Raw genomic sequence first — 26,070 nt, 5'->3', positions numbered from 1 at the left:
TCGCTTCCATTATTGCTCGTGATTCCAGTTGGGATTGTATTTGTACAGTTTGGACGGTCGGTGGCCGGCATTTCTCCGGATGTGGTTGGTCTCCAGCACCTTGTCGGCGATTTTGCGGCGAAAAGCGGCGGCCAAGAGTTCCTTCCCGAGAATCACCTCAAAGACTTGCTGCAAATCGGAAAGAGTGAACAATTCCGGCAGCAGATGAAACGCGATATCGGTGTACTCCACTTTGTTGCGCAGCCTTTCCAATGCGTACAGGATCATCTTGGCGTGATCAAAAGCCAGGTTGGACGAATCGATGATCTCATGCACCTCTTTGGAATGGCTGTTCTCCACGGTCTTGGTCAGCTTGATCGTGGCGGTGGCGGAATCGGTCTCATTCCAGAGGCGCAGCTCCACCCATTTTTCGATCATGAAGCCTTTGTCCGTCACCGTGGTCTTTTTCTGCGTCCACTGATCCTGCACGTGAAACCACTGCGCGTCGTCCGCGTCTTCGCCGGGCCGCACCTGGTAGAGCTCGCTGTTGATCAGCGCCATATAGCTGCAGCTGATGACGCGGGTGCGGGGATCGCGGCCGATGTCTCCCCAGGTATAGAGCTGCTCCAGGTAGACATGGCTGACATTCGTTTCTTTTTGCAGGACGCGGATCGCCGCTTCGTCGATGCTCTCGTCGGCGGAGACAAATCCGCCGGGCAGTGCCCACTGCCCCTGAAAGGGATGCTGCTTTCGCTTAATCAGCAGAATTTTCAATGCTTTGTCTGACCGCTTGCGGTAGTTCTCCGTCTCCTCGTCCACGACGGTAAACAGGAGCATGTCGACGGAGACAGAGGGCCGAATATACTGGTTCACATCGTACTCTTCGAGAAACTGCTGTTCCGCGAGGGTCCGCTTCGATGGTTGGGTGGTCATGTTATTACTCCTCTGTTATTATCATTATGTTAATAACAAACTGTTATTATGATCTTACTGTAAGGGTTTTCCTTTGTCAATCATGGGATTGCATTTTGGGCAGACGCTCCCCTTCTCTGTCGGGCTAAAAGAAAAAGAGACCCGCCGCCCGCCGGTTGGCAAAGCAGCAGATCTCTTAGATCATCTACGAAATCTTCTCGAAATAGGCCACGGTCTTCATCGGTTCGCCCATTTTCCGCAGGCCCCATGTCTGTTCCAGATAAATCTCGGCGAGCAGCGCATATTTCCCCCCGTACCGCTCCGCCCACTCGATGGCTACCACGCTTTCGTACAGCCAAGCCATCCGCTGCGCCAGCCCTTTCGCCTCATAGGTCTGCAGCGCTTCGTCATAGCCGGCGAAATCATTCAGCTGCGCGGCGAGCTCATCCAGTTTGCTCGTCACCAGCTGTTTCATCGCTCCCTCCGCGAGAGGCAGAAGCCGCCTTTGCATCTCCCCTACGAACAAGCGATGGGCGGCAATTTTGTGGACGAGCCGCACCAGCTCCAGTCCCAGGATATTGGCCGTGCCTTCCCAGACAGTCAATACCTGAGCGTCCCGCAGCAACCGGGGAGTGACGAAATCCTCAATATAGCCGTTGCCCCCGTGCATCTCGATCGCTTCGTGGGCAAAGTGGATCGCCTGCTCCGCCGTCTCCTTTTTCATGATGGCGATGTACAGACGGTGGAGGATCACTTCCCGCTCGGAAGCCGTCCCCTCTGTCACCTTCTCATACAGCTTGATCAGGTCAAACATTGCGGCCAGCTCGACATGCAGCTTGGCGGTCAGCTTGCCGAGCGTGTCTCGCACCATGGGGAATTCCGTCAGCCGTTTGCCAAACGCTTCCCGGCGCGAAGCGTACTCCCTGGCTTCGGTCAAGGCCCGGCGCATAATGCCTACGGAGGCGACCGCATTGCAGATGCGGGACAGATTGAGCGCTTCCATCATGTAGATAAAGCCTCTGGCCGGATCGCCGACGACATAGGCGAGCGCTCCGTCGAACTCGACCTCTCCCGACGGCACAGCCCGAACCCCCAGCTTATCTTTCAGGCGACGGATGCGCAGGCCGTTGGGACGGCCGTCCTCCAAGCGCCACGGGACCGCGAACAGGGTCAGTCCACGCGACCCGGCGGGTGCCCCTTCGATCCGGGCGAGCACCATCGCGACGCCGCATCTCCCCGCGTTGGAAGCGAAATATTTCTCTCCGTACAAGCGGTAGGCGTCGCTTGCGTCCTCCGCTTTGATCGCCTTCACGAGATTGGCCCCGACGTCCGAGCCTCCCTGCCGCTCGGTCAAAAATGTCGCCCCCTCATAGAGCGGCACCTCTCCGGTCGAGCAGACATGCGGCAACAACCGCTCCTTCAGACGGTCATCGGCATAGTGATCCAGTAAATAAGCAGTCGCCATCGTCAGCGTAACCGGACAGTAAAACCCCGGTTCGGCCTGGGAGAGCAGATATCCCTGCGCGAAGCTGTAGGTGTAATTCCCTTTGCGGCCGAGCGCCGGGATTTCCTTGTGCACATAGCCCACGATCCCGGTATCGTACGACTGTTTGGCGGTTTGGCGGTAGCCCTCGTTTACCCAGACCTCGGATACTTCCTCGCCGTAGCGGTCGTAACGCTGCAAGACGGGCTGCCCGTCCCGGTCATTATGCCGGGCCCGCTCGTCGATTTCATTGGCGCACAGCTCGCCAAATGCCTCCAGCTGCTCCGTGGCATAGGCCAGGAAAGGCTCGTCGAGATGTTCTTTGAGCAAGAGCTGCAGCGTGTCGTCGCCCGTAAAAAAATTGCGGCGCTTGGCTGCTTTTGTATTCTCGTTTAATTGCGGAGCAATATCTTGCAGTACCTTCATCTATTCTCCTCCTCCTGCGCGAAGCGGTTGTTTGAGAATTTTTCCCGAGGCGTTTCGCGGAAGCGCTTCCATTTGTTCGAACAGGCGCGGTACTTTGTATTTGGCCAGACGCTCCGCCAAAAAATCGCGCAGCCTCTCTTCCGCGACAGGCTCGGTGGCGGCAAAGACGGCTTTTACGGTTTCCCCCCACTCCGGATGCGGCACGCCTATGACCGCCACTTCGCGGATGCCGGGATACTGGAGCATCACTTCTTCGATCTCCTTGGGGTAAATATTGACGCCGCCCGTGATGATGACGTCCTTTTTCCGATCCACGACCCAGATGTAGCCGTCCTCGTCGAATTTGGCCAGATCGCCCGTCCGCAGCCACTCCCCCCAAAACGCCTCTTGGGTCGCTTCTTCATTTTTGTAGTATCCGATCATATTGCCTTCGCCGCGCAGCACGATCTCCCCCACTTCCCCGGGGGCGACATCCTCTCCGGCGTCATTGACAATCCGCAGCTCTGTCGAAAGAGCCGCCCGCTTGCCGATGCTCCCCGCCTTCTTTTCATGCTCATGCCCCAGGAGCAAGGTGCCGCTCGGTCCCGCTTCCGTCAAGCCGTAGACGCAGACGAGATTGTCCGTGCGAAAAGCTGCTTGGACGGCCTTCACTTCTTTGGCCGTAAGCGGCGCGCCGCCGTAGACCCACCACTTCATCGAAGAGAGGTCGGTATCGTGAATCCGCGGATGATTGGCGGTCAGCAGATAAGCGACGGGGGCGCCGAAGAAATGGGTCGTCTTTTCCCGTTCCACGGCATCGAGCAGCAGATCCGGGGTAAAGGTAGGGGTGAGCACCAGCGTAGAGCCCACAAAGATGCCCGCCATCAGGAACAAATGAAGCGGGGCGGAGTGGCTGAGCGGCATCATCAGCAGAATGCGGCTCTCCGGTTTCACCTCCATCTCCACACAGATCATCTGCGCGACGGTCAAAATACTGCGGTAGCTGAACAGGACGCCTTTGGGCTTCCCTGTCGTGCCCGACGTGTAGAGGAGCGTCGATTCGTCATCTTCTTTCAGCTGGCAAGGGATGTCGGGATCGTCTCCGTATGCCAGCAAGGTCTCAAAGCTCTGCCAGCCATCGGCAGCTTCTCCCGTCTTGATGCGGAGCAAATTCGGTGCATGCAGCCCCTCTACGGCGGCGAACAGGAGGTGATGGGCGAGAATGGCCTTTGCATCCGAGTGACCCAGGATGTACGCGATCTCGGCTTGCGTCAGCTTAGCGTTGACCGGCACGATGACGGCGCCGATTCGTTGCACCGCGAAATAGGCGATGACAAACTCAGGGACGTTTGGCATAAACAGCACGACTTTATCGCCAGGCCCGATGCCTTCCGCCTGCAGGGCATGGCCGAACTTGTTGACCAGGCGGTTCAGCTCCCGATACGTCAGGCGGGCGCCTGGGCTTACCACCGCCTCTTGGCTTGGATATTTGCGCGCATTGCGTTCCAGTAGAAGCGAGCTGTTCATTTTCCTTCCCCCTTTATATTGTTTAATTTTTCTGAAAACAGCACCATCAAATGCTCCATTTCTTTTTTCATTTCCTGCAGTTCTGAGATTTTGTCATCGATTTCCTTTACCCGCTGCTGGCCGTAGGCAATGGTCCGTTCCAGTTGTTTTTTTCCGGTGCGGTCTTGATCAAAGAGCAGCACCATTTCTTTGATTTCTTCCAGGGAAAAGCCAAAGCGTTTCCCCCGGAAGATCAGCTTGAGCTTGGCGATCTCCGCTTTGGAATAAAGCCGCTGGTTGTTTGCGTCACGCTGAGGCCGGAGAAGACCGATCTCTTCATAATAGCGAATCGTTCGGGTCGACACCGCGAACATGTCCGCCGCTTCTCTGATGGTCTTCACGTTCATCACCTCATGGCTATCGTTGTGATTTATGGGTAGTATAGCATTTACGTTAACGTAAAGGGCAAGAGGGTATAAGTCGGCTGGATAGAAGCATCTTAAAAGGAAACAAACTATCCCATTAGGAGTGACAACTCAATCCCGTCGTACCTGATCAGCCGGATCCGCAAGCTGCCCGCGTCATGCAAGAGATTCTGGGCGGACGCGGGAAAGCCACCCAATACCGCGACTTGATCAAAGGCGTGTTTATCGAAGAGCTGAGCCACGTGGAGCTGGTGCAGCACACGATCAACCAGCTGTTGACGGGTTCCACCGAAGCTCCGCAGGACGATGAGAGCGCCCCGCTTACCAATGCCGTCAACAGCGCCAACCCGCAATTGCGACTGGCGTAATACGCTCAGATAAACGCGCTCCCTCTGGCCAGATACTGGGTAAAATAGCGGAATGTGAAGGGTTCGCCGCACAGCTTTTGCACTTTTTCCTGCCAGCTCAGTCTCTCCGATGGCTGCATGAAGGTCTGACGCAGCTCTTCGAATACCCGCTGATTGCCGTACAGGCCGCTTACGCCAAAGGCATGCCGGAGCATATCCCTGATCCCGTCCGCAAACAAATAGCTGTGCGTATACACGGGATAGGCCAGGAAAATCGCTTCCGCCGCGGGGCTCGCCCCGCTCCCCCGCACCCTCACCTTCTGGACAACAGGTAGAGAAAATAGGGTGCGCCAATCAGCGCAACGATGATGCCGGCAGGCAGTCCCCCTGTATCGACGGCATTTCGCCCGATGGTATCTGCGAGCAACAACAGCCAGCCCCCCAGCAGAATCGCGACGGGCATACATCGTTGATGGCGCGGTCCCACCAACGATTTCGCCATATGCGGTGCCATCAGACCGATAAAAGCGATTCCTCCGGTGACGGACACCGCAGAAGCAGCCAGGGCGACGGCAGCCAGAAGCAGGTGCCTGCGCTCTTTGTGGATCGCAACCCCCAGACCGATCACGACGGTTTCGCTGAGTGCCAGGAGGTTTAGGCGCTGCGCTTTGTACAACGAAAAGGGAATGAGTATCAGAAGCCAAGGCAGGAGCGCCGCGACAAACGGCCAATCCGTCCCCACCACCGCCCTGACGATATGCGGAACCATCAGCCCGAGAAAGGCCATGTTTCCGACGAGGGCCACAGCAGCACCTGCCAGCATGATGATGACTGCAAACAGAACCGATTTGATTCGCCGGGTCTTTTGCCCCAGACCAACCGCCACCTCTTCGCTCAGGCTCAGAATGGTCAGCTGCCGGGAGAGAAGCAGCGCGATCGCGAGACCCAGGAGTATGAACGGGGCGATAACTTGAAGCTGACTCCACGTCGTGCCGATCAACCCCCCCGCTGTCCACATTGCCACTTCTTTGGGAATGTGAAAGTAGATGCCGACGCCTTGGGCGATTGCTAGGAGAAAGGCGGAGACTGCGGCTCCGGCCAGTACGATGCGCAGCGGAGCAAAACCGCCCCTCTTCATGGCGCTGATCCCGAAGACCAGAAGCGTCCCTGCGGCCGCTCCCAGAAAGCAAGCCAGGGTAATCGAAAAATAGCCCGCTGCCGGAAACAGGGCGAGCGTCAGCGCCAGCCCCGCATTGGCACCCGCCGTCAGTCCCAAAAGGCCCGGGTCGGCCAGAGGATTTCGCGTGATCCCCTGCATGATCGCACCGGAGACGGCCAGCGCCGTGCCGACAAATACAGCGGCGACCTCCCGGGGCAAGCGGATCTCGCGGATGACCAAGACGGCTTCGCTGGCATCCTGCGTCGTGAGGGCCAGCCATACATCGCGAAGCCCCGTGTCCGCAGCCCCGAAAACGATGGCGGCGAAAAACATTCCCACCCAGACGAGGAGCGCCAGCAGCAATTTATACCCATAAGGAATACAAAAACCTTTTTCTCTCATCATCGTCTCTCATCTTTCCTGATTCTTCCTGCAGCCGTTTTAGTTGTTGAGAAACCGCTCTGCAAAGACCTTCAGCTGCAGCTCAAGGGTGAGCGGATCGTTGAAATAAAACTCTTTCGCATTTACCTCTATGACGCGGTGATTCTTTACCGCCGGGATATTCTTGTATGTCTCTGTCTCCTGGAAGGAATTATCCGTATCGGCGTTTTTGCTTAAAATCACATAATCGCCGGCATAATCGCGGAGGACTTCCAAAGACAAGGCGTACCACCCGTCTTTCAGCGCCATTTCCTTTACCTTTTCCGGCATGGCCAAACCCATCTCCTGGTAGAGAATCTCGGTGCCGCGCCCCCAGTTGTTGCCGTAGACGTACAACTGCTTCTCCCAGTTTTCGATCACGGATACCGTCGTCTCTTCCCCGATTTTGGCTTTGATCTCTTTGCCGACAGCCTGCGCCCGCTGCTTGAAGTCCGCGATCCAGGCCTTCGCTTCCTCTTCCCGGTTAAGCAGTTTGCCAATCTCCAGATGTTGCGTCAGGTAATCCACTTTCCCATAGGTGTATGTAACGGTTGGGGCAATTTTCTTTAACTTCTCCACGTTTTTGATGTTGGACAGGCCGATGATCAAGTCAGGGTCCAGTTCGATGATCTTTTCCAGATCTTCATCCGTCACCTCTGCGACGCCCGCCAATTTTTCTGCAAAGTTCGGATTCTTCTTGGACCAGGAATCGACGCCGACCAGATTGACGTTCAGGGCCATGACATTCCCGGCAAAGGAAGACAGGACGATGACCCGTTTCGGATTCGCGGGAACCTCAACCGGGCCGTTTTCGGACTGGTACGTAATCGTTTGCTTGTCATCTGCCTGGGCGGTCGCCTCTGCCGGCTGAGCAGTGTCCGTCTGTGCAGTTCCGGCTCCACACGCGCTAAGCGTGAACAGGCACAGCATCGCGAGGAGCATCCAGATTTTTTTCATGGCGATTCTCTCCTTTTGCCAAATGATAGGTGATGCAGATCGGCTTCAGTGTGCGGGGGTCCAGCCCGATTTCCGCGTCGATCTGGAATACCCGGAGCAGCACGTCATGCTGCATGATCTCGTCCGGGCTCCCGGCTTTGACGATCTCCCCCTCCCGCATCGCGATGATGCAGTCGGCAAAGCGGGCCGCCTGATTCAGGTCATGGAGCACCATCACGATCGTCCGCTCCTGTTCCCGGTTCAGCTTTTGCAAAAGCTCCAAGACCTCCAGCTGATGCGCCATGTCCAGATAAGTCGTCGGTTCATCCAGAAAGATGATATCCGTCTCTTGGGCGAGGGCCATGGCGATCCAGACGCGTTGGCGTTGACCGCCTGACAGTGAATCGACCGGACGATAGCGATACGCTTTTGTCCCTGTCACTTCCAGAGCCCAGTCGATGACTTCATAATCGGTTTTGGTCAAGCGGCCAAAGCCATTTTGATAGGGAAAGCGGCCGTACGATACCAGCTCCCCAACGGTTAACCCCTGCGCGCTTTCGGGAGTTTGCGGAAGAATCGCCAAGGTTTTGGCGAGCTCTTTGGTGTCTACATGGGAGATGCTTTTGCCGTCGATCAGGATGCTTCCGGACTGGTGCGGGATCAGGCGGGTTATCGCTTTGAGCAGCGTCGATTTCCCGCAGCCGTTTGCGCCGATGATGGCGGTGATTTTTTTATCCGGGATCGACACGCTGATCTTTTTCACAATCGTTCGTTCACCGTAACCAATCGTGACATCCTCCGTGTACAGGCGAACCATTCCAAAACCTCCAATCGCAAGAAATAGTGATAATGATTATCAGTATTAACAATCTATACTCTAAAATGATTGAGAATGATTGTCAATTACTAATTTTTTGGATTGCGAAAACGGAGGGGAAGTTATATATTGGGAAGTAAATGATAATGAGAATCAATAACGATTGTTTTTCGGGGAGTGACACGACATGAAGCAGCGCGATCTCTACGACGTGACCGTGATCGGAGGAGGGCCCGCGGGCCTGTACTCCGCTTTTTATAGCGGGCTGCGGGAAATGAAGACAAAGCTGATCGAATTTCAGCCGTACTTAGGCGGGAAAATTCACGTGTATCCGGAGAAAATGATTTGGGATGTGGGCGGACAGACGCCGATCACGGGGGCAAACTTGATCAAGCAGCTAGTGAAACAGGGGCTCACCTTTCAGCCTACCGTGGTGCTGAATGAAAAAATCGAGGCGATCTCACGGGATGCGGAAGGCATCTTTGTCTTGCGGGCAGCCTCCGGGCGAAAGCATTACTCCAAAACCGTCATTGTCGCGATTGGGAGCGGCATTCTGACGCCGCAAAAGCTGGAAATCGAAGGAGCGGAGCGGTTTGAAGTAGCCAATCTGCATTACACCGTCAAATCTTTGGCTTACTTCAAAGGGAAAACCGTGGTCATTTCGGGGGGAGGCAATTCGGCCATCGATTGGGCGAACGAGCTGGAGCCGATTGCCAAAAAAGTGTATGTCACCTACCGAAAAGCAGCTTTCTCCGGACATGAAGCGCAGGTAACGCAGCTGTTGAATAGTTCGGCGGTGTGCTGCTTCCATACGACCATCACCAAACTCGTGGCGGGGGAAGACCGAAATCTCATCGAACATGTCGAGCTGACGAATCATCGAACCGGAGAGGTGACGTCTTTGCCTGTGGATGAGGTGGTGATCAATCACGGGTATGAGCGGGATACGTCATTGCTGGAAAATAGCGAGCTGGACATTGCTTTGGCAGATTCGCACTATATTGCGGGCAATGCGACCAGCGAATCGTCCGTAGCGGGCCTCTATGCTGCCGGTGATATCCTGCAGTACGACGGCAAGCTCAATCTGATCGCGGGGGCTTTTCAGGATGCGGCTAACGCCGTCAACAAGGCGAAGCAATATATCGAGCCTGCCGCAAGCAAAGCCGCGATGGTCTCGTCCCATCATGAAATTTTTAAAGAGCGGAACCGCGAGCTGGTCTCCCAAATGCTGCGCGCCCCGCATGATTAACCCTGTCAGGAGCACGAAAGGAGGGGCAAGCGGTCCAGTCCGCTACTCCCCTCCCCTTGGGCGGCATTAATTTTCGCGAAAATCTCCGTTCAGATCAATCGTGCCCATTTTTCCGTCTTTCTTCACGGTGGCTTTCCCCCCGGAAAATGCGCCTGCATATGAGAATTCGATCGGGATGACCACCTGTCCGCTCGAGTTGATATAGCCGAATTGTCCATCCTTTTTGACGACGGCCAATCCCTCCGAGAATCTCGTCGCATGATCGAACTGGTAAGGGATGACCAGTTCCTCTCCCCCCGTTCGCTTATACCCCCACTTTCCTCCGCTGGAGACCGGCACGAGCCCGCTGCCTGGCTGCTCCTTCTGGGAAGGCTGGCTTTTCGCCGCGGAGGGCTTTGGCGACACAGGAGCGGGCGCAGGAGCCGAGACGGCGTTTGTTTGGGCCGCCGGCTTTGCAGGCTGGGCGGCTATTTTGCGCGGCGGCTCACTGTGGGTGCGTGTTGCCTGCGGCTTTGGCGGCTGCTTTTTTGACGGCTCCGGCTGCTTCAAGGCGGGAGCGGGTTGTACGATTGTTGGTCCCTCATTCGCATTGGCTTGCCCTGCATTTGCCGCCGACTGGGCTTGAGCTTCTGTTGGAGCGGGCGCAGCCGTTTCTGCTGTCGCTGGGGTGTTTGCGTCTGCTGCTGGTGGAGTGGCGGCGGCAAGCTGGGCGGATGAGACCGCTTGGGACAAAGCGGTGAGAAACCCTTCCGCCATGCCCGCCGCTGACGAAGCCCGATTTTCTTCGGCGACTTGGGGAGCGCCTGCTGCATCTCCCGCGGCGAGATCTGCCGCCGGTGCGGAAGTGGCGGCGGTGACAGCAGAGAAGGCTGTCACTTCTTGCTTTTCCGCTGTGCTCCGTGGCATCGTCTCGGCTGGAGCGGAACCTGCCTCGGCGAGCGGTGATTCTCCTCCGCTTCCCCCTTCCGCTGTTTGGGCAGAGGGAGATGGCGGCGTTTCACTCTGGTCCTGCTTTTTCGGAGAAATGTACTGGCTGGCTCCGTAGATCGTCCCGGAGATCACCATAACCGCATAACCGCGGCCAGTGCGGCGCCTGCTATCTTTCCGACATTTCCCCCCGGAACCGCTGTCTTTTTCTTGCTTGCGGCCGTCTCTTTCTTGTCGATCGACACGACCAGTTCCGCCTTATGCCGCTCATACTCCGCCATGATGATCATGCTGCCTGCTTCTACGGCCGTAATCGTCCCCTCTTCGTTCACCTTTCCGATGGTCGTGTGCTGCGACCGCCACTTGACTTTATGCGTAATTTCTTCATTTCTTCCATCCGTCAGCACCGCAAACACTTTGATCTTCGAAGTCTGACCCGCTTCCAGATAGAGCAAAGCCGGCTCGATGCGAATATACATGATGTTCAGATCGCCGTCTTTGGGGTTCTCCGCATTCGGAAAAAGCGGCTTGATGGGCTGCAATGACATGATTACACCTCCCGCGAAGTGAATTGGCTACCCGGGGAAAAAAAAGGCGAACCACCGCTGGAGATGGGTCGCCTTTGCCTTGGCTAGTCCTCGCCAACCGCCTTCAACTCTTCCGCTGTCGCCTCTTTCAAATTTTTCGCGACAATCCGCTTCACCATGGCATGGGCTTCCTCATCCATGCCAGGAAAGCGAATGTGATACTCGCGTATGAGGAGCGTCGCCTCCCCTCGGGCAGGCTTGTCGCCAAACTCACTCAACTCCTCCGGGTGATCAAAGATCAGCTTGATTTTCTCGTACAGCTTCATGTCGGGATGATCCGAAACCGTCATCCGGGGAAATGGAGAAGTCTCGTCTACGGTAAACAACACCTGCTGGTCCAACCCTTCAAACCCTTGCGGATAGAACTCCATCGTTCCTTTTACCTCGATCTCGCCAACGAAATCGATATTCGCTTCATCCACGAAAAATTCGGCATCGGTAGTCGGAACGATCTCAGCCTTGGCGACCTCCATGCCGGCCACTTTATCCCCGACTTTGATCCCCCGCGGATCGAAGGGGGGAGCTGCCTCGCTCGCCGGTTGTTCCGCGGCCGCAGATGGCGGCTGCTCCTGCGGGCTGGGCTGGGGTGCCGAAGCATTTGAGACGGGCTGCTCTTGAGCTGGCGTCTCCTTTTTATTGGCTTTGGTCTCCGCACATCCCGAGAGCGTGGCCGTGCTGGCGAGCAAAAGCAATGACAGTGCAGCAATCGTGGTTCGACTCATATGATTCAATGGTCATACCCTCCCTGTTTCATCCCCTGATTACTTCTCATACACAAAGAATTTGATTTCAGGAACCCTGCTTTTTCCAAAAGATTGTGAGAGCGTGGTGTAATTGTAGTTTTTCGCACCGGCATTTTTGACGACTACACTTCCGGCCACATCGTTTGGATTAAACTTCTCGCCTTTGGCGTAAGGAATGACCGGCGCAATATGCCCGTGGTAGCCTTTGGTATTTTTCCAGGAAGCTACCGTCGGCATCCCTTGGTTTGCCAGCCGCTGCGCCTCTTCCGCCGTAACCTCGCGCCATCCCTGCTTCTTCGCCTGAGCCGTTTGGAACCAGCCATACAGATCGTTCGCCAGCTTTTGCGGCATGTCAGCTCCCATTTCCTTCATCACATCCCGGGTGAAAATATTGCAGTATGTATACTTATCCGGAAGATAGCTTTTGGTTACATCAAACTTCGGCATATCCAGCACCTTTTGATAGGCTTCCTTGCTTCGATGCGCCGGTATTTTCTCCTCTTTTTTGGGAGGCGTCTCTGTATCCGGTTTTTTTGGCTCCGGCTTTGGCGGTTCCGGATCAGGCTGCTGCGGCTTGGGCGGTACGGGCTTGGGCGGCTCTGGTTGCGTTGGCCCTGGCTTCGGTGGCGCCGGTTTCCTCGGCTCCGGGGTTGACGGCGATTTCGCTGGAGGCGTGGAAGAATCGCCCCCACCTGATTGATTGCCGCCGTTCTGGATTCCCTGGCCAGAGATACCGGTTGGGTTGATGCCTTGTGTGTTGATGCCTTGCGTGTTAATCCCCTGCGCGTTAATCCCCTGTTTGTTGATGCCTTGTGTGTTGATCCCCTGCGCGTTGATGCCTTGCTTGTTGATTCCATCCGCATGGATGCCTTGTGCGTTTATTCCCGTTGCATTTATCCCTGTTGTATTGATCCCTTGGGCATTTATCAGTTCAAATGGCGAGGTGAACGCAGTCAGCAGGGCCGCAATCGCCAACGCTCCCGTCCCCCTCTTCGCTCCCGCTTGAAGACGTCGGTTTCTCACAAAATATCTCTCCTTTTTTGTACCAAAGGATTCCGCTTCTTTAGGGCCTCCAAATACAACATGGGAAAAGGCACCGGCCGTCCATGGCAGCAGGCTGGCTGCCGCCTCTACTCAAGCGATTGATCGGCCTTGATCTCTTTGATGTACAACTGATCGTCTTTCGACAGCACGGTATACACCTTTTTGATCTCTTTCGTTTTCAGATCGTTTCCTTTTGTGATCTCCAGTTTGGTTACCACTTCCACCAGATACTCGTTTGGCTGATCGGATTCCTTGATTTCGCCGATGCGCGAGTCTACTAGCTTCACGCTGATCCCCTTTTTGCCCGCCTCTTCGATAAGTGTCTGTTGTTCCTGATAGACCGGGCTGTCGGGAAGCAGGAAATCCTGGACGTAGGAAAAATCTTGTTGATTGATCGCGCCAACGATTAGCTCTTCATACCCCGACACAATATTTTCAACGTGAAACGTGTCCGCTTTGGCATCTCCTGCAACGTCGGGCGCGTCAACCGCTTGAGGTTCTTCCGCCGTTTGCTGCGCCGCTTGTTCACCCGCTTGCGGGGAAGCCGCCTGAACATGATCAGTTGGGGCGGGGCTGGACGGAGAAGTGGCATTTGCCGTGTGGGACGATGTGCTCTCTTTCGCTCCACAACCCGTGACGAGCAGCGAAATGCTCAAGAGAAAAACGATTTTTTTCATAGAATTCTGCCCCCTTCTTTTCCTATAGGCCTTTGAAAACATAGTCTGGGCCGTACAGCATTTTCAAAGCCGCCTCCGGTTCCCTGATGTTTAGCCTTTCCCATACGCCTAGCTGTACGTCAGATGAGTTGCCGGAAAAATACTTCATATACTTTCCATAAATGCCGTGTTTTTTCGCCTTTGGCGACAGGATTTGTTTTTTTCCGCTGTCCACTACTTTGCCGCTTTCCTTGTAGACTGCCCGAATGATCTCCTCGTCCGTCGCTGTGGAGAGGTCAAGCGTCTTGAGCGCTTCTTTGAATATCCTGGTGCCGCCTGCTCCCCCGTGTTGAACAGCTCTCGACCACAAAACATCCTGGAGCGCCGCACTCCGCTTGCTCACATCAAAACCGAGATCCTGCTTCAGCGCCCGATCCACTACATCATAATATTTTTCCTTTGTATAGAGATGCTGCAATTCCAAAAATCGGTCCGGATCCTGCTCGGCAATTTCCTTGAATTTTTGGTCGAAATGAGCGCCTATTTTTTTCCCGTCGGCATTGAATCCGGATAGTAGTTTGTTATAGATATCTTTGTCTTTCCCTTCCAACCAGCGAAAGAAATGGTCGATCACCCGGTCTCTGGAGTTGAATTGATAGGCACCGTACGACTTCCCGCCGATATCTCCCTTTCCCGTCGAAATCGTGCCGGGATTGCCGTTGGATTCATAGGCGGCAGAGAGCGAACCCAGTTTTTTCCCCGATTTCCCCTGATCCTTCGAAGCGGGCGCCCAAATGTCCGTAGACGCGCAGCGAAACGTTGGCGCCTTCGGGCAAGCTGGCCGCGAATTCCTTGATCGCTTCTTTGGCGAGCTCCATTTTCGTGTGCTCCCCGATTTTTCCGCTCATGCTCCCGCTTGCATCGAGGATGATTTCCACATGAAAGTTCTCTTTGAATTGCAGACGGGCATCCTCCACATCCGGGCTTCCGTAAGAGGCGATTCGCCATCGGTCCACAACCATTTGCGGGCTTAGGTAGTCTTCGGCAAACAGGCTGGTCAGTCTGGCCCAATACGCTTGGATTTGGCTCTCATCTGCGTCGTCTTCCAGATCGGGGAGCCGATCCAGTTCTTGTTCGATGCGGCTGCGCTGAGGGTCATCCTCCAAATAAAAATGCGTTCCTGCAAATAGCCCTGGCTCTAAGGCGATCAAATCCGGAGTGGACTGCGGAAGGGGCGGCACCGCAGGAGGTATCCCGCTGCCGGAAGCCAGATGGGAGCAGCCGCTGATCAGTAGAGCGAAGAGACTATGTATCAGGACAAGCAACGTATTTTGAGTGATGCGCATCTTCCCCATCGCCTCCTTGTGCCAAAAACGATTGCGCCGGTCCCATTCACCGGTTTTTCCTGCCAGCGATCAAAGCGCCCGCAAGAAGCCAATTTTTCTGCTTTCGCCCGTCTGTACGATCGTATCCGTATACGCGGGAAAAAAATCGAGGCCCAGCTTATTCACCTTGTATCGGACCGATGCCTCCACCTCAATGCGATCATCCCCGTTGAAAATCGTGACGTTCTCCAGCGTGGCCTGGTTTGCACTCAATATGCGGGCCACCACAGCGGGGATCTCTGCCTTCGCTCTGGCCAATCTCTCGAGGACAAAGCTCATCAGCATCGGCCTTCCCGCCAGTTGCTCGCTGAATACCTGATCGATTGCGGTATAGCGGACCTCACTCTTGGCCCACTCCGGGTTGGCCGCCCGCAGCGAGTGCTCCCTCTCGGCGACATCCGGACTGATCGGCGGCATAAAATTGACTGCCGCCCACGCGTCATAGGCGATGATCGCTTGCTCCATCGCGTCATAGACGTTCTTGATCGCTCCCATGCTCGCCTGCTGTGCGCTATTCATGGCTTTGTCCTTCCCGACGAAGACGGTAGAAAAATTAAACACGGCGGTAAACATGATCAGCAGCATAAAGGTGAAGATCGTCAGAGAAAAAACCAGCATATTTCCGCGTTCCTCTTTTATGAGCGGAATGATCCTGTCTCTCATCTAGCGAATCACCCGCCCCGCCATTTCGCGGTGAAAGGTGATCACGCGGTCTTCCGGCGCCATGTTGTCGCGCATCAAGCTGGGGATGAAGATGAGATCAACCGCTACTTTCACTTCGGCGGTAAAATAGTTGCCGTTCGAAATAAAACCGGATACGTAGCCGATTCCCCCGCCAGCGGCGGCCACTACTGTCTCTGCCGCCGCCAGCGCTTCGCCGGAGTCCCTCGTGATCGCATAGACTTTGGCCGCTTCGTTGGCCGCGGATTGGGCAGTGATTACGGCGTAGACACCGATCAAAAACTGCCAGCAGACCATCAGGATCAGAAAGACGAGAGGCAGCACAGCCAGAAATTCTATCGTCATCGATCCTTTTTCATCGCGAATCGTTTGCTTTAATGGCATCGTGTACATCCCTCCCTTTCCCCCTCCAGTTCCATGAACGGTTGGTACTACCGCTTTTTCCCATCCCCGCGTTAATAAGGCAGATTACTGCCATGGTAATCTGCCATTGAAGTGGTTGATTGTCGGGGTTACTGTGTCACTTTTTGTTTGTATAAATCGTTAATGGTCTGGATCGCTTCTTTGTACGTTTTGTTATTTAATTTTTGAAGCAGGCTGCCGTCCTTGAGCCGGGCGTCCACCATCGGAGAGCTTTCATCGATCCGCCGCCCCAGCGGTGCGACGATCCGGTCTACGATGTGGCGCAGATGCTCCTCATCGCGAAATTTCAACCCGGTTAATTCCAGGCGCCCCTTTTTCTCGATGTAAACTTCCTTGTGCCCGTTGATGGAAATTTCCGTGATCTCCGCGTCTGCCAAAAGCGGCTCCAAGGGCCCCAGTCCCACGGATTCGTTGATCAGGCGGGTGAGCAACAGCTCTTTTTCGCTGCGCGGAATGACTACCTTTTCTTCGGACATGTACTGCGAGACGATCCGCTCGATCGCTTGCCGCAATTCTGCCGCATTGAGGCTGGTCAGCCTCTCCAGATTCTTCTCCCGCAAAAGTCTCGCTTTATAATGGTCAGCCAGCTGGTCGATATAGGGGTTGTGGTGAACGGGAGCGGCTTCCGCAACAACCGCACGAGCCGCTCTGTCCCTGAGTCTGTTCGCTTCATGCTTGCGCGTAAACAAGCCCATCGCTCATCCCTCCTATGTCAGTTTGCTTCGTACCCAATTGCGGATATCTTTGGCGACAGGACCCAGTTTCTTTTCATTGGCTGTCTTTTGCAGGGGGACGCCCTGGTTGACAGCAGCTTGAACGCCCGCCTGATCCAGGCAAATCTCGGCGGTAATCGGCGCTGGCAGCAAGCCCTTCAGATCGGCCACCTTCAATTCGTTGTGCTTGCTGACCATGTTTACCACGATCTCAAGCCTTCCTGCCGTATCGATGCCCAGCTGTTTGAACAGATTCTCCACCTGCCGGTAGCTCTGCACAGACGGTGTATCCAGATTCATCACGTAGTAGATCAGATCGGACTCTTCCAGCGCTGTATAGGTGAGCTCATCCATATGGGTCGGCAGGTCGATCATGACATAGTCGTAGCTGCGCCTGCTCGCGCGTATCAGGCGGCTGATAAACTCTTCGGTCATCTGCTCCGCCGTCTCCGCATCGCGCGGGCTCAGCATCACCTCCAGCTTGGAGTGGATCTCCCGCTGCGTCACATTGCGGATATGGTTTTCATTCATCTCATGGAGAACAGGCATGAGATCAGCCAGCGACCGATTGGTGTCGAGCGACAGAAAGGTTTCCACCCCGCCAAATTGCAGGTTCAGATCGATCAACAGGACGCGGTTTGCCGATTCCAGCTTCAGTGCCTGGGCATAGGCGGTCGACAGCAGAGTCCGTCCGCTTCCGCCTTTGCCGCTGTAAAAGGAGTACACCTTGCCCCGCCCGCGGGCGAAAGGCTGACCCGCGACGGCGGCGTCCAGCTTGCGCTCTCGCTGATGAATCAGCTCGGCAATTTTCTCCATGCGGTCATTCAGCAGATTCAGTTCGTCCGGCAAGAGGATGTACTCCACGGCCCCCGCACTGACGACGTCCCGCAGCAAAGCGAAATCCTGCTTCTCCGTCAAAAAGATGATGATCGATTGTGGCAGTTCGTTTTGTATGTACTGAATCAACTCGACGCCGGAGCCGTCTTCCGGCTGCACCAGCAGCACGGCGTCCGGCCCGATCCGGTCGATTTCCAGCTTGACTTCAGGCGATGTGGTGAACTGCACGTCCCCGTATGGAACCAGCGTTTCCCTCAGCAGATCCTTTACCGAATCATAGTCGACGACGACGAGTATTTTGGCCGTATCTATGCTCATGGCTGCGTCGCCTCCGGCTGGGGTATCGCAAGGGGCTGCTGGTTTTGCTGTCCCATCAAGGCTCGGTTGGCCGGATCGCTGATCGTCGCCCCCGGCTCTCTGGGCCTCGTGCGGAAGGGCTCCGGTATCGCCGGGGCTCCTTTGCCCACATTGGCTTTTAAGATGCGCATGGTAGATACATAGTGCTGCTGATGGATGAAGGCGGTCACCTTGTCAAAGGGCAGCTCCAGCGCGGCCCCTTTGAATTCCGTGTCGGTCTTGGAGACCATGGCCACAGGCACATCTACCATGAACACCTCTGTCACGGGCTGATCATTCACCTCGTACGAGACGATGATATCGACGCGATCCAACGCTTCCAGCTGCTGATCGAAAATAATGCGATCGGAGGCGTACACGGTGACCAGGCGATTGTTCTCCTCGCGCAGCTGTGCAGTAGGCTTGATCATGTTTTTGGTGATGATGTCCCCCTCCGACAAAGGAACCACCGTGACCTGGCCCTGCAGCGCTGCCTTGTCCGTAATGTAGGAATTGTCTACGAACTTTTTGGGGATTTGCCTCGCTTTGACCTGCTCGGGAGAAATCGGGGAGCGGGAGGCGATATCGGTGTTGGCTACATAAATGTCTACCATTTGTCCAAGCTGTTCGTTCATTTCATTGATTTTGTTGATGACGAGGAAACCGGCTGCCAACGCAAGCAAAAAAGACAGGGATAGAAAGATAATGGCTCTTCGTTTGGACTCCCGCATCAGACAGATACCTCTCCTTGTTCCAAATGTTTTGTCGACGGTTGCTTCTAACGCGGCGGATGCCTGGCGTGCGGCCTAGCCAAGTGACAGAAGGAGCAAAACCATGGTCCCCCCGGAAATAAACGGCGCCATCGGCAGCTCCAGCGGCCCCCTCCTCTTCCGCGACCATTTTCCTGCCGCCCAGATCGGGATCGCGACGAGACAGGCGAGGAGATACGTAAACATGAGTGCGTAGATTCCCGCCTGCCATCCAACGGCTGCTCCGACCAGTGCGAGGAGCTTGATGTCCCCTCCGCCCAGCTGTCCTTTGCTGAGCACGGCCATGAGCAAGCTGATTCCTCCAAGCAGGAGCATGCCAAAGAAGTAGGTGAACCACTGCTGGGGGTGCAAAAAGAGATGGACGGCTAAAAAATAGGCGATGCCCGGCAAGGTAAGCCAGTTATAGATCAAACCTCGGCGCAGGTCGGTGATGGAGGCAATCACCAAGATCAAACAGACCGGCATCACGATGAGCGTCAGCTCCAGAGAGATCACTTCCTCCTTCTTTTGTAGCTCTACTTATTACCTAAACGGGTCTTTCTGGAAAAATGTTGCTTACTTTGCAAATTTTATTTTTCGGAAAATGGGACCAAGGTTCAGGTCGGCACTCTTGCGTCCAGCAAATTGCTGATATGGATCGGGGCAAAGATTGCCTGAACATACGGAATATGGACGGGAAGCGTCTGATTCTCCAGATCGAAGATGATGTCGCTGCCGGGCAGATCCGTCGTGATCCCTTTGCGGACGACCCAGGCCTGCTTTTCCTCTGTCTTCGCAGCCAAAATCTGTTGCCACAATTCCAGCAGGTGGCCTGTCTTATGCACTTTCAGCTTGCCGTCCGTATGCGTATAGACCTGCTTGAACAATGGCTTTGCAGGCGGCTTGTGCAGCCGCCGGTGTCTTTTCACATGCGTGAATGGCCCTACTTCAGCGACGAGGCTCCATGGCGTACACCTGCTTTTAAAATACTGGGTATGGAGCAGGAACTTCTCATACGTGAGAGGCGCATCTTGCTTTCCTGCCCAGTCGGCTAATGCATCCATGAGATACAGGAGCTCTGCTTTGTTGCTCTTCATGGCATCAAACGGGATGGGAATGAGTTTGTGATCCGGTAAGAGAAGATTTCGAACGCGGTAGAGATTTTGAATGGATGTATAGGCGGGGTCATAGAAGTACAGGCTGATCTCTGCTTGTTCGGCAATTCCTTTGAAAAACACCAGCTCTTCTGACAGGGAGTAGGATTGCAAGGGCAATGCTGAAGGGAGAAGGCTTCGTTTCGTCTGCTGGATGTATTCGCGAAGAGGCAGGCCTCCTCGCAAAAGGGTTGGCTTGATTTTGACCTCGGCGGACATGAAAGGAATGGACCTCATGCCGTATAACTCTTCCAATACAATAACCATGCGAGTTTAGCTCCTCTTCCACTCACGAGAATTTGGTCGTAGGCTGTCGCATAAGCTGTCTGTTTCCCCTTTGACTTGGCGCTATGGGCAGGATTTGCACATACACCACTTTTTACCACAAAGCTATCAGCAATCCGGCTCTTCGTAAACAGCCCCTTGCAAAAACCGTTCCCAAGACTTGGTTTCTCTTTTGCGCGATAGGCTAAACGGCTTATCTTTGCTTCCATCGTCGCGAAAGCGGCAGAAACGAGCAGGAGAATAGCCTCCTTTTCCTCCTGTTCCTTTTTGCCTAAACAAAATTTGCTCCATGTTAACAACGGTGGTAATCGCCAACCCGTTCCGCCCAGAGCCCTCTTTCCTCCCGATCCCCCCATCCGGACAAGACGTGATCTGCGCAAAGCGCATGCGAAACTTTTTGCCGCGTGGATAGTATTACCAATAGAAATCATCGACTTTTTCGACAGATCCGCGAAAGGAGCTGCGCTTATGGCCGCAAAGGAAACCGCCCGCGTACGCGATGAGATCCAGCGTTACCAACGTTTTTTGGAAAAGCCGGATTTGTTTAACCACACGGCGCTGCTGAACGGGCAAACCTACTACAATGTCCAGTACTGGCGATGGGGCAAAAAGGAGGCGACCGGTTACCTGATCCTCCGCGAAGACGGAAGCGTTCCTCCGCGCGCAGAAGCTCTTCCCGTCCTTCGCCTGTTTATGTCCCACAACAACGCAGCGACCAATTTCACCAAGGATTTCGCCGTGGATAAAGAGAAGCCTGTCTGGATGTATCAGGAGAAGCGCGATTACCTGCAAGCGCTGCTTCCCTCCTGTGAGTCGATGATGGACGAGGAGATGCGCCGCGATGTGGCGGAGATGATCGGCATGTGCGAAGAGATGGTGAGCAGCGTGGAGCAGCTGCGGGCCATATACGAGCGGGGCATGAGCTACCACCAACAAATGCTCGCCCGCTTCTTCGTCATCCCGGAGGATGAGATCCTGATGCGAAATGCCCTGCTCGAATCGGACTACATCCTCTACCGTCGATTGCGAAGACAGCTCGACCTGCAGGAGGCGGTAGATCGGATCTACGATTTTTTCCAGTCGGCGATGCGGAAACTCCCCCGGGAGGAGAAACAGATCGCCAAAAAACTGCTGGATCTCCTGCGGGACTACAGACGCGGAGAGATCCGGCGCATCATGCGGCAATCCGTGCAGGACATGGAGTTAGGGGGTGCCCCCTATCGCGACGAGGAGGAGATGAGGCAAGCGCTCACCGCCTGTAATGAAGAGATATTTCGAAAGCAGCTGTACCCGCTCTTGCGCAATCCCGCGTAGAGAGCGGCGGACAGCAAAAAGACCAGCCGCCTTCCCGCAGGAAAACAACTGGTCCATGGTCTTTCAAAACGATGCCGCTTCCACCCGGGATCAGGAACTCTTCAAGGTCCGTTTTAAAAACTCCCGCGTGCGCTCTTGTTTGGGATGATTGAAAATCTGATCGGGGCTGCCTTCCTCCGCAATGACGCCTTTGTCCATAAAGACCACCCGATCCGAGACTTCCTTGGCAAATTCCATCTCATGCGTCACGATCAACATCGTCAGACCCGACTCCGCCAGCTCCTTCATCACTTTCAGCACTTCCCCGACCATCTCGGGATCGAGGGCAGACGTCGGTTCATCAAACAGCATCACATCCGGCTCCATGGAAAGAGCGCGGGCGATTGCCACCCGCTGCTTTTGCCCGCCCGACAGCTGCTTGGGTTTGGCGTGAATGTACTTGTCCATCCCCACGACCTTCAGGTACTTCATCGCGACTTTCTCCGCTTCTTCCCTGGTGCGCTTCAATACTTTGACCTGTCCGACCACGCAATTGCCCAGCACGTTGTGGTTGTGAAACAGGTTAAATTGCTGGAAGACCATCCCGAGATGACGGCGGTAGGTGAAAATATCATGCTTGTCATCCAGGATATTCTCACCTTTGTAGATGATCTCGCCGCCGCTCGGTTTTTCCAGCAGATTGATGCAGCGAAGCAGCGTGGATTTGCCCGAACCGGAGGAACCGATGATGGTCACGACTTCTCCTTTTTTCACGGTGAAATCGATGTCTTTCAACACTTCATGCGATCCGTAGGATTTATGGATGTGCTTCACTTCAATGATATTTTCCATGCGCTCTCCCCCTTCTCCGTTTATTGCTTCCCTTCAAGCGGCACGTGACTGTCCGTCATTTGGTAATGGTCCGGCCCGTCCAGCTTTTTCTCGAAGTAGCGCAAGATTCTCGTGACGATCAGGGTCATGATAAAGTACATCACACACGCGACAAAAAAGGATTCGAAATAGCGGAAATTATTGCCGGCGATCGATTTCGTGGTGAAATACAATTCGGTTACCGAGATGACGTTCAGTACCGAGGTATCTTTGATATTAATCACAAACTGATTGCCGGTGGCCGGCAAGATATTGCGGACCACTTGCGGCAAGACGACATTCCACATCGTTTGGAAGTGGTTCATCCCGATGGCATGAGCCGCTTCAAATTGCCCTTTTTCAATGGAGATAATCCCGCCGCGCACGATCTCGGCCATGTACGCACCCGTGTTGATCGAGACGACGAAGATCGCGGCCAAAAAGCGGTCCATATCCATGCCGAAGGCGAGCGCGGACCCGTAATAGATAACCATCGCCTGCACGATCATCGGCGTTCCCCGGAAAAATTCGATATACGCCGACAGGATGGCGTTCACGACGGTAAGCAGCACCTTTTTGCCGCCGCCCTCGGGCACCGGAATGGTGCGGATCACTCCGATCAGCAAGCCGATGAGCGCCCCGAGCACCGTGCCGGTTAAGGCGATTACCAACGTCCAGCCCGCCCCGCGCAGGAACATGGGCCAGTTTTCGGTAATGATTTTGACAATCCATTCAAAGCTCATCTTTTTCCCCCATTCCACATTGCGTCCAAGCTGCTTGGCAAGCTCACCGGCACCAGGCGGCGAGCTGTCCGCAGCCGTTCATCATAAAACCGACTGCATGGCGATGCAGCCGGTTTCGCAACATGATTATTTTGCTGCTGGTTGATTTTTGATCGCGGCATCCATGATGCTGGTACGCTCTTCTTCGGAAATGCCTGCGAGAATTTCGTTGATTTTCGCCGTAAGCTCGCTGCCTTTCTGAAGGCCTACAGCGATGGCGGTATCATCTTCCGAAGTCGTAAAGCCGTCTGTAAACTCGACCATGGCGAAGTTCGGATTGGCTGCGGATGCGCTGACTGCTTCTGGACGCTCGGAGACATAGCCGTCAATAATGCCGGATTCCAGCGCCACTCTCATCGCCGGGAAGTTGTCCATCGCCGGCTCCTGCACGACCCCTTCAATCTGGTTGATCACGGAGTAGTGGAAGGTGTTCAATTGAGCGGTTACCTTCGCGCCTTTGAAATCCTGGATCGACTTCGCGCCTTCGTATTTGCCGCCTTTTTTCACAACCATCACTAAATTCGATTTATAGTAATTGTCCGAGAAATCGATCGTCTGTTTCCGCTCGGCGGTTGGGGACATCCCCGCGACGATGGCGTCGATCTTGCCGGAAGTCAGCGCCGGCACCAGGCCATCCCACTCCGTTTTCACGATCACCAGTTTTTTGCCGAGACCGTCGGCCAGCTTTTTCGCGATTTCCACATCGTAGCCGCCTGCATATTCGGCGTTGCCGTCGATTTTCACCGCACCGTTGGAATCATCCATTTGCGTCCAGTTAAAAGGCGCATACCCGGCTTCCATGCCTACGCGAAAGACGCCTTCGTCCGAAGATGCCGCCGGTGTGCTGTTGCTGGTCCCGCATCCTGCGACGAAAAGAATGGCCGAGAGACAGAGTGCGAGAAATGGTGAATGTTTTTTCATGTTCGAATACTCCTTTTTCTAGTGTGATTGTTGGCAGGGCTTTTTCCAAATAAAAAACGACCTGAGATAGCCTCAGGTCGCACTATATACATAGTTGCCCAACATACCTCTCTCATCCCCAGTCGAGATAGCACAACTCAATAAATCGGGTCATTTATTGAGACAGTCCTGCAGCTCTTAACTGCAGACCCAGCAAGCAATACGTGAGAATCGTATTACGAGCTTCGGCGACATTTCCTTCTCCTTGGCTTCACCGTCTTCTCCAACTCCACCAAGGACTGTTAAATATCGCACCTCTACCTCACTGTGTTAAGTGAGGTCGTATTCAATTATGCTTTGAGTTTACAATGGTCTGTTTATTTTGTCAACCTGTGTGGGTCGAAAGTGTGAAACCCGCTGGAACTTCAGACGTACATGTAGAAAAAGGGGGCGTGGAGATGGCAGCTGTTTTCGGGATTCTTTTCTACATCTTTTGGTTTGTGATCACGGGGTATATCGCGTTAAAACCGCGGTCTGCCTGGGAGATACTGGGCAAGTGGCAAGCCCGGCGTTACCCTTCCCGGCACTATTTCATGATGATGCGACTGTTTGCAGTTTTTGCTTTTTTCGGACCGCTGATCTGGTTTTTGACGCAGTTGTAATGGTCAGCATCGTATTCCTACTGTCGACGGGCTTCTCCCTTCTCTTTGCCTTCTTAGCCATCATGTCTGGAAATGGGCGATACCTGATTGCGAGCGCGTGCTTGTACTTTCCGCTCGCCTGGTATTTGAACGCTACTCCCCGCTTTGAAGGGGCCTTGCTGCTCTATCTTTTTCATCTATTGATCGCTTATTCTCTCTACCGAGGCCCCAAACTGCTATGGCTGGCTTGGGTCTCTTTTGTGGCTCTTCTCGCCGTTCCTGCTTGGCTGGTGATCTCCGTCTTGTTTCATTGAAGAGGGACACCGTGCACCCGTATTCCATCCCGCCTCATCGCTGCCGCTATCACTGCTTTTGGCGGCAGTCTGCCTTTTCCCCGCTATTTTTGTCATCCCCCTGTCATGCATGGTCTGTCTGGCCGGTCACCGTGTAATGCTGGAGAAGTTCTTGAGACCATGAGCGTATGCGGCTCACCATCTCCTCGGGCTCGATTACTCTCGCTACGGTACCCAGCTGGAAAAAATAACGGGAAACGAATTCGATCTCCGCCCGATCAATGACTGTATCAATAGAACCCTGGCCTTGATCGTTGGTGATGAGATAAGGCTCCAGCCATGGCTGGCTTCGGCATTGACGAAGTCCCTCCTCGGTCAGTTCCACGTATAGCCTGATGGGCGCTTTTGGTTCTTGTTCGGTATGGCTGAGCAACCAATCGTTCAGTGTCAGATCGGGTGAATAGGTCCGCTCCAACCTGATCAGTTTCACAATCCGATCCGTGCGGAATAATCGAACCATCTCACGGGCTAAATCGAAGGCAGGCATATACCAGAAGCCATCATAGGCGTAAATGCCGATAGGGGCGACTTCTCTTCGGGAATGACCCGCTTTTGACATGTATTCGATTTGCACGACCTGTCTCTCTATGGCGGCTTCGATGATTTCTTTCAGGCAGTGAGAGGGTACACTTCTCTTTTTGTTCCATATCGATAAAACGGCATCAAGACGATCGATCTTTTTCCTGGTATCCAGAGGCAGGTTTGCGTAAAGCTTTCGGGAGACCGAGGCAATGTCAACGTCAAAAGGCAGCGAATGGTAGTATTTCAGCGATTGGAATGCGAAGAAGATGGCGAACGCTTCGTTCTCGCTGAAGAGAATGGGCGGCAATACCCGATTGTTCAATACGCGGTAGCCCCCACTGCGACCGGGTTCTGTATACAGCGGGACACCCATCTCGCCCAGTTCTGCCAGGTAGCGATGGGCTGTCCGCAGGGAAATATGGAATTCGCTGGCCACATCCTGCGCGGTAAATTGACGTCTTGCATTTACATACGAAATGAGGTCGAACAGCAGTTTCGCCTTGGACACAATGATTCGCTCCTCTTCCGAAAACATGCCAACTATTGACATG

At 54.5% G+C, this 26,070-nt stretch carries 31 protein-coding genes, 1 pseudogene and 1 riboswitch; of the genes and pseudogenes, 5 read left to right on the top strand and 27 right to left on the bottom strand.

All coding sequences use genetic code 11. The features are described from left to right. Positions 1-9: 9 nt before the first annotated feature. The 4 genes from JD108_RS07895 to JD108_RS07880 all read right to left on the bottom strand — a co-directional run bounded on the left by JD108_RS07895 (position 10) and on the right by JD108_RS07880 (position 4,686). A complete protein-coding gene (locus JD108_RS07895) occupies positions 10-912 on the bottom strand; it encodes an NUDIX hydrolase (RefSeq protein ID WP_198829299.1) in 903 nt (300 codons plus the stop codon). Between the two features lie 184 nt (positions 913-1,096). Continuing rightward, positions 1,097-2,800, bottom strand: a complete 1,704-nt coding sequence (locus tag JD108_RS07890) for an acyl-CoA dehydrogenase family protein (RefSeq protein WP_198829298.1) — start codon at positions 2,798-2,800, stop codon at positions 1,097-1,099. Then, complete coding sequence (locus JD108_RS07885; protein ID WP_198829297.1) at positions 2,801-4,306, bottom strand: class I adenylate-forming enzyme family protein; 1,506 nt, start codon at positions 4,304-4,306, stop codon at positions 2,801-2,803. Further along, positions 4,303-4,686: a MerR family transcriptional regulator gene (locus tag JD108_RS07880; protein ID WP_228728350.1), complete on the bottom strand. Its 384-nt coding sequence runs from the start codon at positions 4,684-4,686 to the stop codon at positions 4,303-4,305. The genes JD108_RS07885 and JD108_RS07880 overlap by 4 nt, the downstream gene beginning before the upstream one ends. Positions 4,687-4,820: 134 nt before the next feature. Here JD108_RS07880 and JD108_RS07875 point away from each other — a divergent pair. After that, positions 4,821-5,060, top strand: a pseudogene (locus JD108_RS07875) (manganese catalase family protein); the annotation flags it as partial. A gap of 23 nt (positions 5,061-5,083) precedes the next feature. Here JD108_RS07875 and JD108_RS07870 read toward each other — a convergent pair. Genes JD108_RS07870 through JD108_RS07855 form a run of 4 tightly spaced genes read right to left on the bottom strand, consistent with a single transcriptional unit; the run spans position 5,084 to position 8,389 of the window. After that, positions 5,084-5,368: a hypothetical protein gene (locus tag JD108_RS07870; RefSeq protein WP_198829294.1), complete on the bottom strand. Its 285-nt coding sequence runs from the start codon at positions 5,366-5,368 to the stop codon at positions 5,084-5,086. Positions 5,369-5,370: 2 nt separating this feature from the next. Beyond that, on the bottom strand, positions 5,371-6,621 hold the full coding sequence (locus JD108_RS07865) for a FecCD family ABC transporter permease (RefSeq protein ID WP_198829293.1): 1,251 nt from the start codon (positions 6,619-6,621) through the stop codon (positions 5,371-5,373). Between the two features lie 36 nt (positions 6,622-6,657). Continuing rightward, positions 6,658-7,593, bottom strand: coding sequence for an iron-hydroxamate ABC transporter substrate-binding protein (locus JD108_RS07860; RefSeq protein ID WP_198829292.1), 936 nt, complete (start codon positions 7,591-7,593; stop codon positions 6,658-6,660). Next, positions 7,544-8,389, bottom strand: coding sequence for an ABC transporter ATP-binding protein (locus tag JD108_RS07855; RefSeq protein ID WP_198829291.1), 846 nt, complete (start codon positions 8,387-8,389; stop codon positions 7,544-7,546). Before JD108_RS07855 ends, JD108_RS07860 begins: the two co-directional genes overlap by 50 nt. A gap of 187 nt (positions 8,390-8,576) precedes the next feature. Here JD108_RS07855 and JD108_RS07850 point away from each other — a divergent pair, with 187 nt between their 5' ends. Beyond that, positions 8,577-9,638, top strand: coding sequence for an NAD(P)/FAD-dependent oxidoreductase (locus tag JD108_RS07850; RefSeq protein ID WP_198829290.1), 1,062 nt, complete (start codon positions 8,577-8,579; stop codon positions 9,636-9,638). Between the two features lie 66 nt (positions 9,639-9,704). On the opposite strand, the gene JD108_RS07845 is transcribed toward JD108_RS07850, so the two are convergent. The 15 genes from JD108_RS07845 to JD108_RS07775 form a co-directional block, all read right to left on the bottom strand. Then, on the bottom strand, positions 9,705-10,703 hold the full coding sequence (locus JD108_RS07845) for a WG repeat-containing protein (RefSeq protein WP_198829289.1): 999 nt from the start codon (positions 10,701-10,703) through the stop codon (positions 9,705-9,707). Further along, positions 10,697-11,113, bottom strand: coding sequence for an Ig-like domain-containing protein (locus JD108_RS07840; protein ID WP_198829288.1), 417 nt, complete (start codon positions 11,111-11,113; stop codon positions 10,697-10,699). Before JD108_RS07840 ends, JD108_RS07845 begins: the two co-directional genes overlap by 7 nt. 83 nt (positions 11,114-11,196) lie before the next feature. Next, entirely contained in the window at positions 11,197-11,883 is a 687-nt protein-coding gene (locus JD108_RS07835; RefSeq protein ID WP_198829287.1) for a hypothetical protein, read from the bottom strand. Between the two features lie 30 nt (positions 11,884-11,913). Then, entirely contained in the window at positions 11,914-12,918 is a 1,005-nt protein-coding gene (locus tag JD108_RS07830) for a hypothetical protein (RefSeq protein WP_198829286.1), read from the bottom strand. 107 nt (positions 12,919-13,025) lie between these two features. Then, positions 13,026-13,616, bottom strand: a complete 591-nt coding sequence (locus JD108_RS07825) for a TcaA NTF2-like domain-containing protein (RefSeq protein WP_198829285.1) — start codon at positions 13,614-13,616, stop codon at positions 13,026-13,028. 22 nt (positions 13,617-13,638) lie between these two features. Further along, positions 13,639-14,298, bottom strand: a complete 660-nt coding sequence (locus JD108_RS07820) for a VgrG-related protein (protein WP_323958418.1) — start codon at positions 14,296-14,298, stop codon at positions 13,639-13,641. Between the two features lie 22 nt (positions 14,299-14,320). Beyond that, complete coding sequence (locus tag JD108_RS07815) at positions 14,321-14,941, bottom strand: vWA domain-containing protein (RefSeq protein WP_198829283.1); 621 nt, start codon at positions 14,939-14,941, stop codon at positions 14,321-14,323. Positions 14,942-15,010: 69 nt separating this feature from the next. Continuing rightward, on the bottom strand, positions 15,011-15,643 hold the full coding sequence (locus tag JD108_RS07810; protein WP_198829282.1) for a pilus assembly protein TadG-related protein: 633 nt from the start codon (positions 15,641-15,643) through the stop codon (positions 15,011-15,013). Continuing rightward, entirely contained in the window at positions 15,644-16,045 is a 402-nt protein-coding gene (locus JD108_RS07805) for a TadE family protein (protein WP_198829281.1), read from the bottom strand. A 128-nt stretch (positions 16,046-16,173) separates the two neighbouring features. After that, positions 16,174-16,779 carry an ATPase, T2SS/T4P/T4SS family gene (locus JD108_RS07800; protein ID WP_456062005.1) on the bottom strand — a complete coding sequence of 202 codons (606 nt, stop codon included), beginning with the start codon at positions 16,777-16,779 and terminating at the stop codon, positions 16,174-16,176. 12 nt (positions 16,780-16,791) lie between these two features. Further along, positions 16,792-17,952, bottom strand: a complete 1,161-nt coding sequence (locus tag JD108_RS07795; RefSeq protein ID WP_198829280.1) for a CpaE/TadZ family protein — start codon at positions 17,950-17,952, stop codon at positions 16,792-16,794. Beyond that, a complete protein-coding gene (locus JD108_RS07790) occupies positions 17,949-18,701 on the bottom strand; it encodes an SAF domain-containing protein (RefSeq protein WP_198829279.1) in 753 nt (250 codons plus the stop codon). Before JD108_RS07790 ends, JD108_RS07795 begins: the two co-directional genes overlap by 4 nt. 75 nt (positions 18,702-18,776) lie before the next feature. Next, on the bottom strand, positions 18,777-19,235 hold the full coding sequence (locus JD108_RS07785) for a prepilin peptidase (RefSeq protein ID WP_228728349.1): 459 nt from the start codon (positions 19,233-19,235) through the stop codon (positions 18,777-18,779). A gap of 101 nt (positions 19,236-19,336) precedes the next feature. Continuing rightward, a complete protein-coding gene (locus JD108_RS07780; RefSeq protein WP_198829278.1) occupies positions 19,337-20,140 on the bottom strand; it encodes a hypothetical protein in 804 nt (267 codons plus the stop codon). Beyond that, on the bottom strand, positions 20,107-20,457 hold the full coding sequence (locus tag JD108_RS07775; RefSeq protein ID WP_198829277.1) for a hypothetical protein: 351 nt from the start codon (positions 20,455-20,457) through the stop codon (positions 20,107-20,109). Before JD108_RS07775 ends, JD108_RS07780 begins: the two co-directional genes overlap by 34 nt. A 169-nt stretch (positions 20,458-20,626) precedes the next feature. Here JD108_RS07775 and JD108_RS07770 point away from each other — a divergent pair, with 169 nt between their 5' ends. Beyond that, positions 20,627-21,472 (top strand): hypothetical protein, encoded by an 846-nt coding sequence (locus JD108_RS07770; RefSeq protein ID WP_198829276.1) that lies wholly within the window; start codon positions 20,627-20,629, stop codon positions 21,470-21,472. A gap of 90 nt (positions 21,473-21,562) precedes the next feature. Here JD108_RS07770 and JD108_RS07765 read toward each other — a convergent pair whose 3' ends face one another. From JD108_RS07765 to JD108_RS07755, 3 genes are all read right to left on the bottom strand, one after another. Then, entirely contained in the window at positions 21,563-22,303 is a 741-nt protein-coding gene (locus JD108_RS07765; protein WP_323958408.1) for an amino acid ABC transporter ATP-binding protein, read from the bottom strand. Positions 22,304-22,323: 20 nt separating this feature from the next. Beyond that, on the bottom strand, positions 22,324-23,064 hold the full coding sequence (locus JD108_RS07760; protein WP_198829275.1) for an amino acid ABC transporter permease: 741 nt from the start codon (positions 23,062-23,064) through the stop codon (positions 22,324-22,326). A 126-nt stretch (positions 23,065-23,190) separates the two neighbouring features. After that, positions 23,191-24,024: a transporter substrate-binding domain-containing protein gene (locus JD108_RS07755; protein WP_198829274.1), complete on the bottom strand. Its 834-nt coding sequence runs from the start codon at positions 24,022-24,024 to the stop codon at positions 23,191-23,193. A 120-nt stretch (positions 24,025-24,144) separates the two neighbouring features. After that, positions 24,145-24,331, bottom strand: a riboswitch (Lysine riboswitch). 130 nt (positions 24,332-24,461) lie between these two features. On the opposite strand from JD108_RS07755, the gene JD108_RS07750 reads away from it, so the two are divergent. Then, positions 24,462-24,665, top strand: coding sequence for a hypothetical protein (locus JD108_RS07750; RefSeq protein ID WP_198829273.1), 204 nt, complete (start codon positions 24,462-24,464; stop codon positions 24,663-24,665). After that, a complete protein-coding gene (locus JD108_RS07745; RefSeq protein ID WP_198829272.1) occupies positions 24,665-24,958 on the top strand; it encodes a hypothetical protein in 294 nt (97 codons plus the stop codon). The genes JD108_RS07750 and JD108_RS07745 overlap by 1 nt, the downstream gene beginning before the upstream one ends. Before the next feature lie 103 nt (positions 24,959-25,061). Here the strand turns inward: JD108_RS07745 and JD108_RS07740 are convergent, their stop codons facing one another. Beyond that, entirely contained in the window at positions 25,062-26,027 is a 966-nt protein-coding gene (locus JD108_RS07740) for a helix-turn-helix transcriptional regulator (RefSeq protein ID WP_228728348.1), read from the bottom strand. Positions 26,028-26,070 lie beyond the last annotated feature (43 nt).

The organism is Brevibacillus composti (assembly GCF_016406105.1).
In the GTDB taxonomy this organism is placed as follows: Bacteria; Bacillota; Bacilli; order Brevibacillales; family Brevibacillaceae; genus Brevibacillus; species Brevibacillus composti.
The sequence above is the reverse complement of the archived record's forward strand: the minus strand, read 5'-3'. Positions and strand labels throughout refer to the sequence as shown.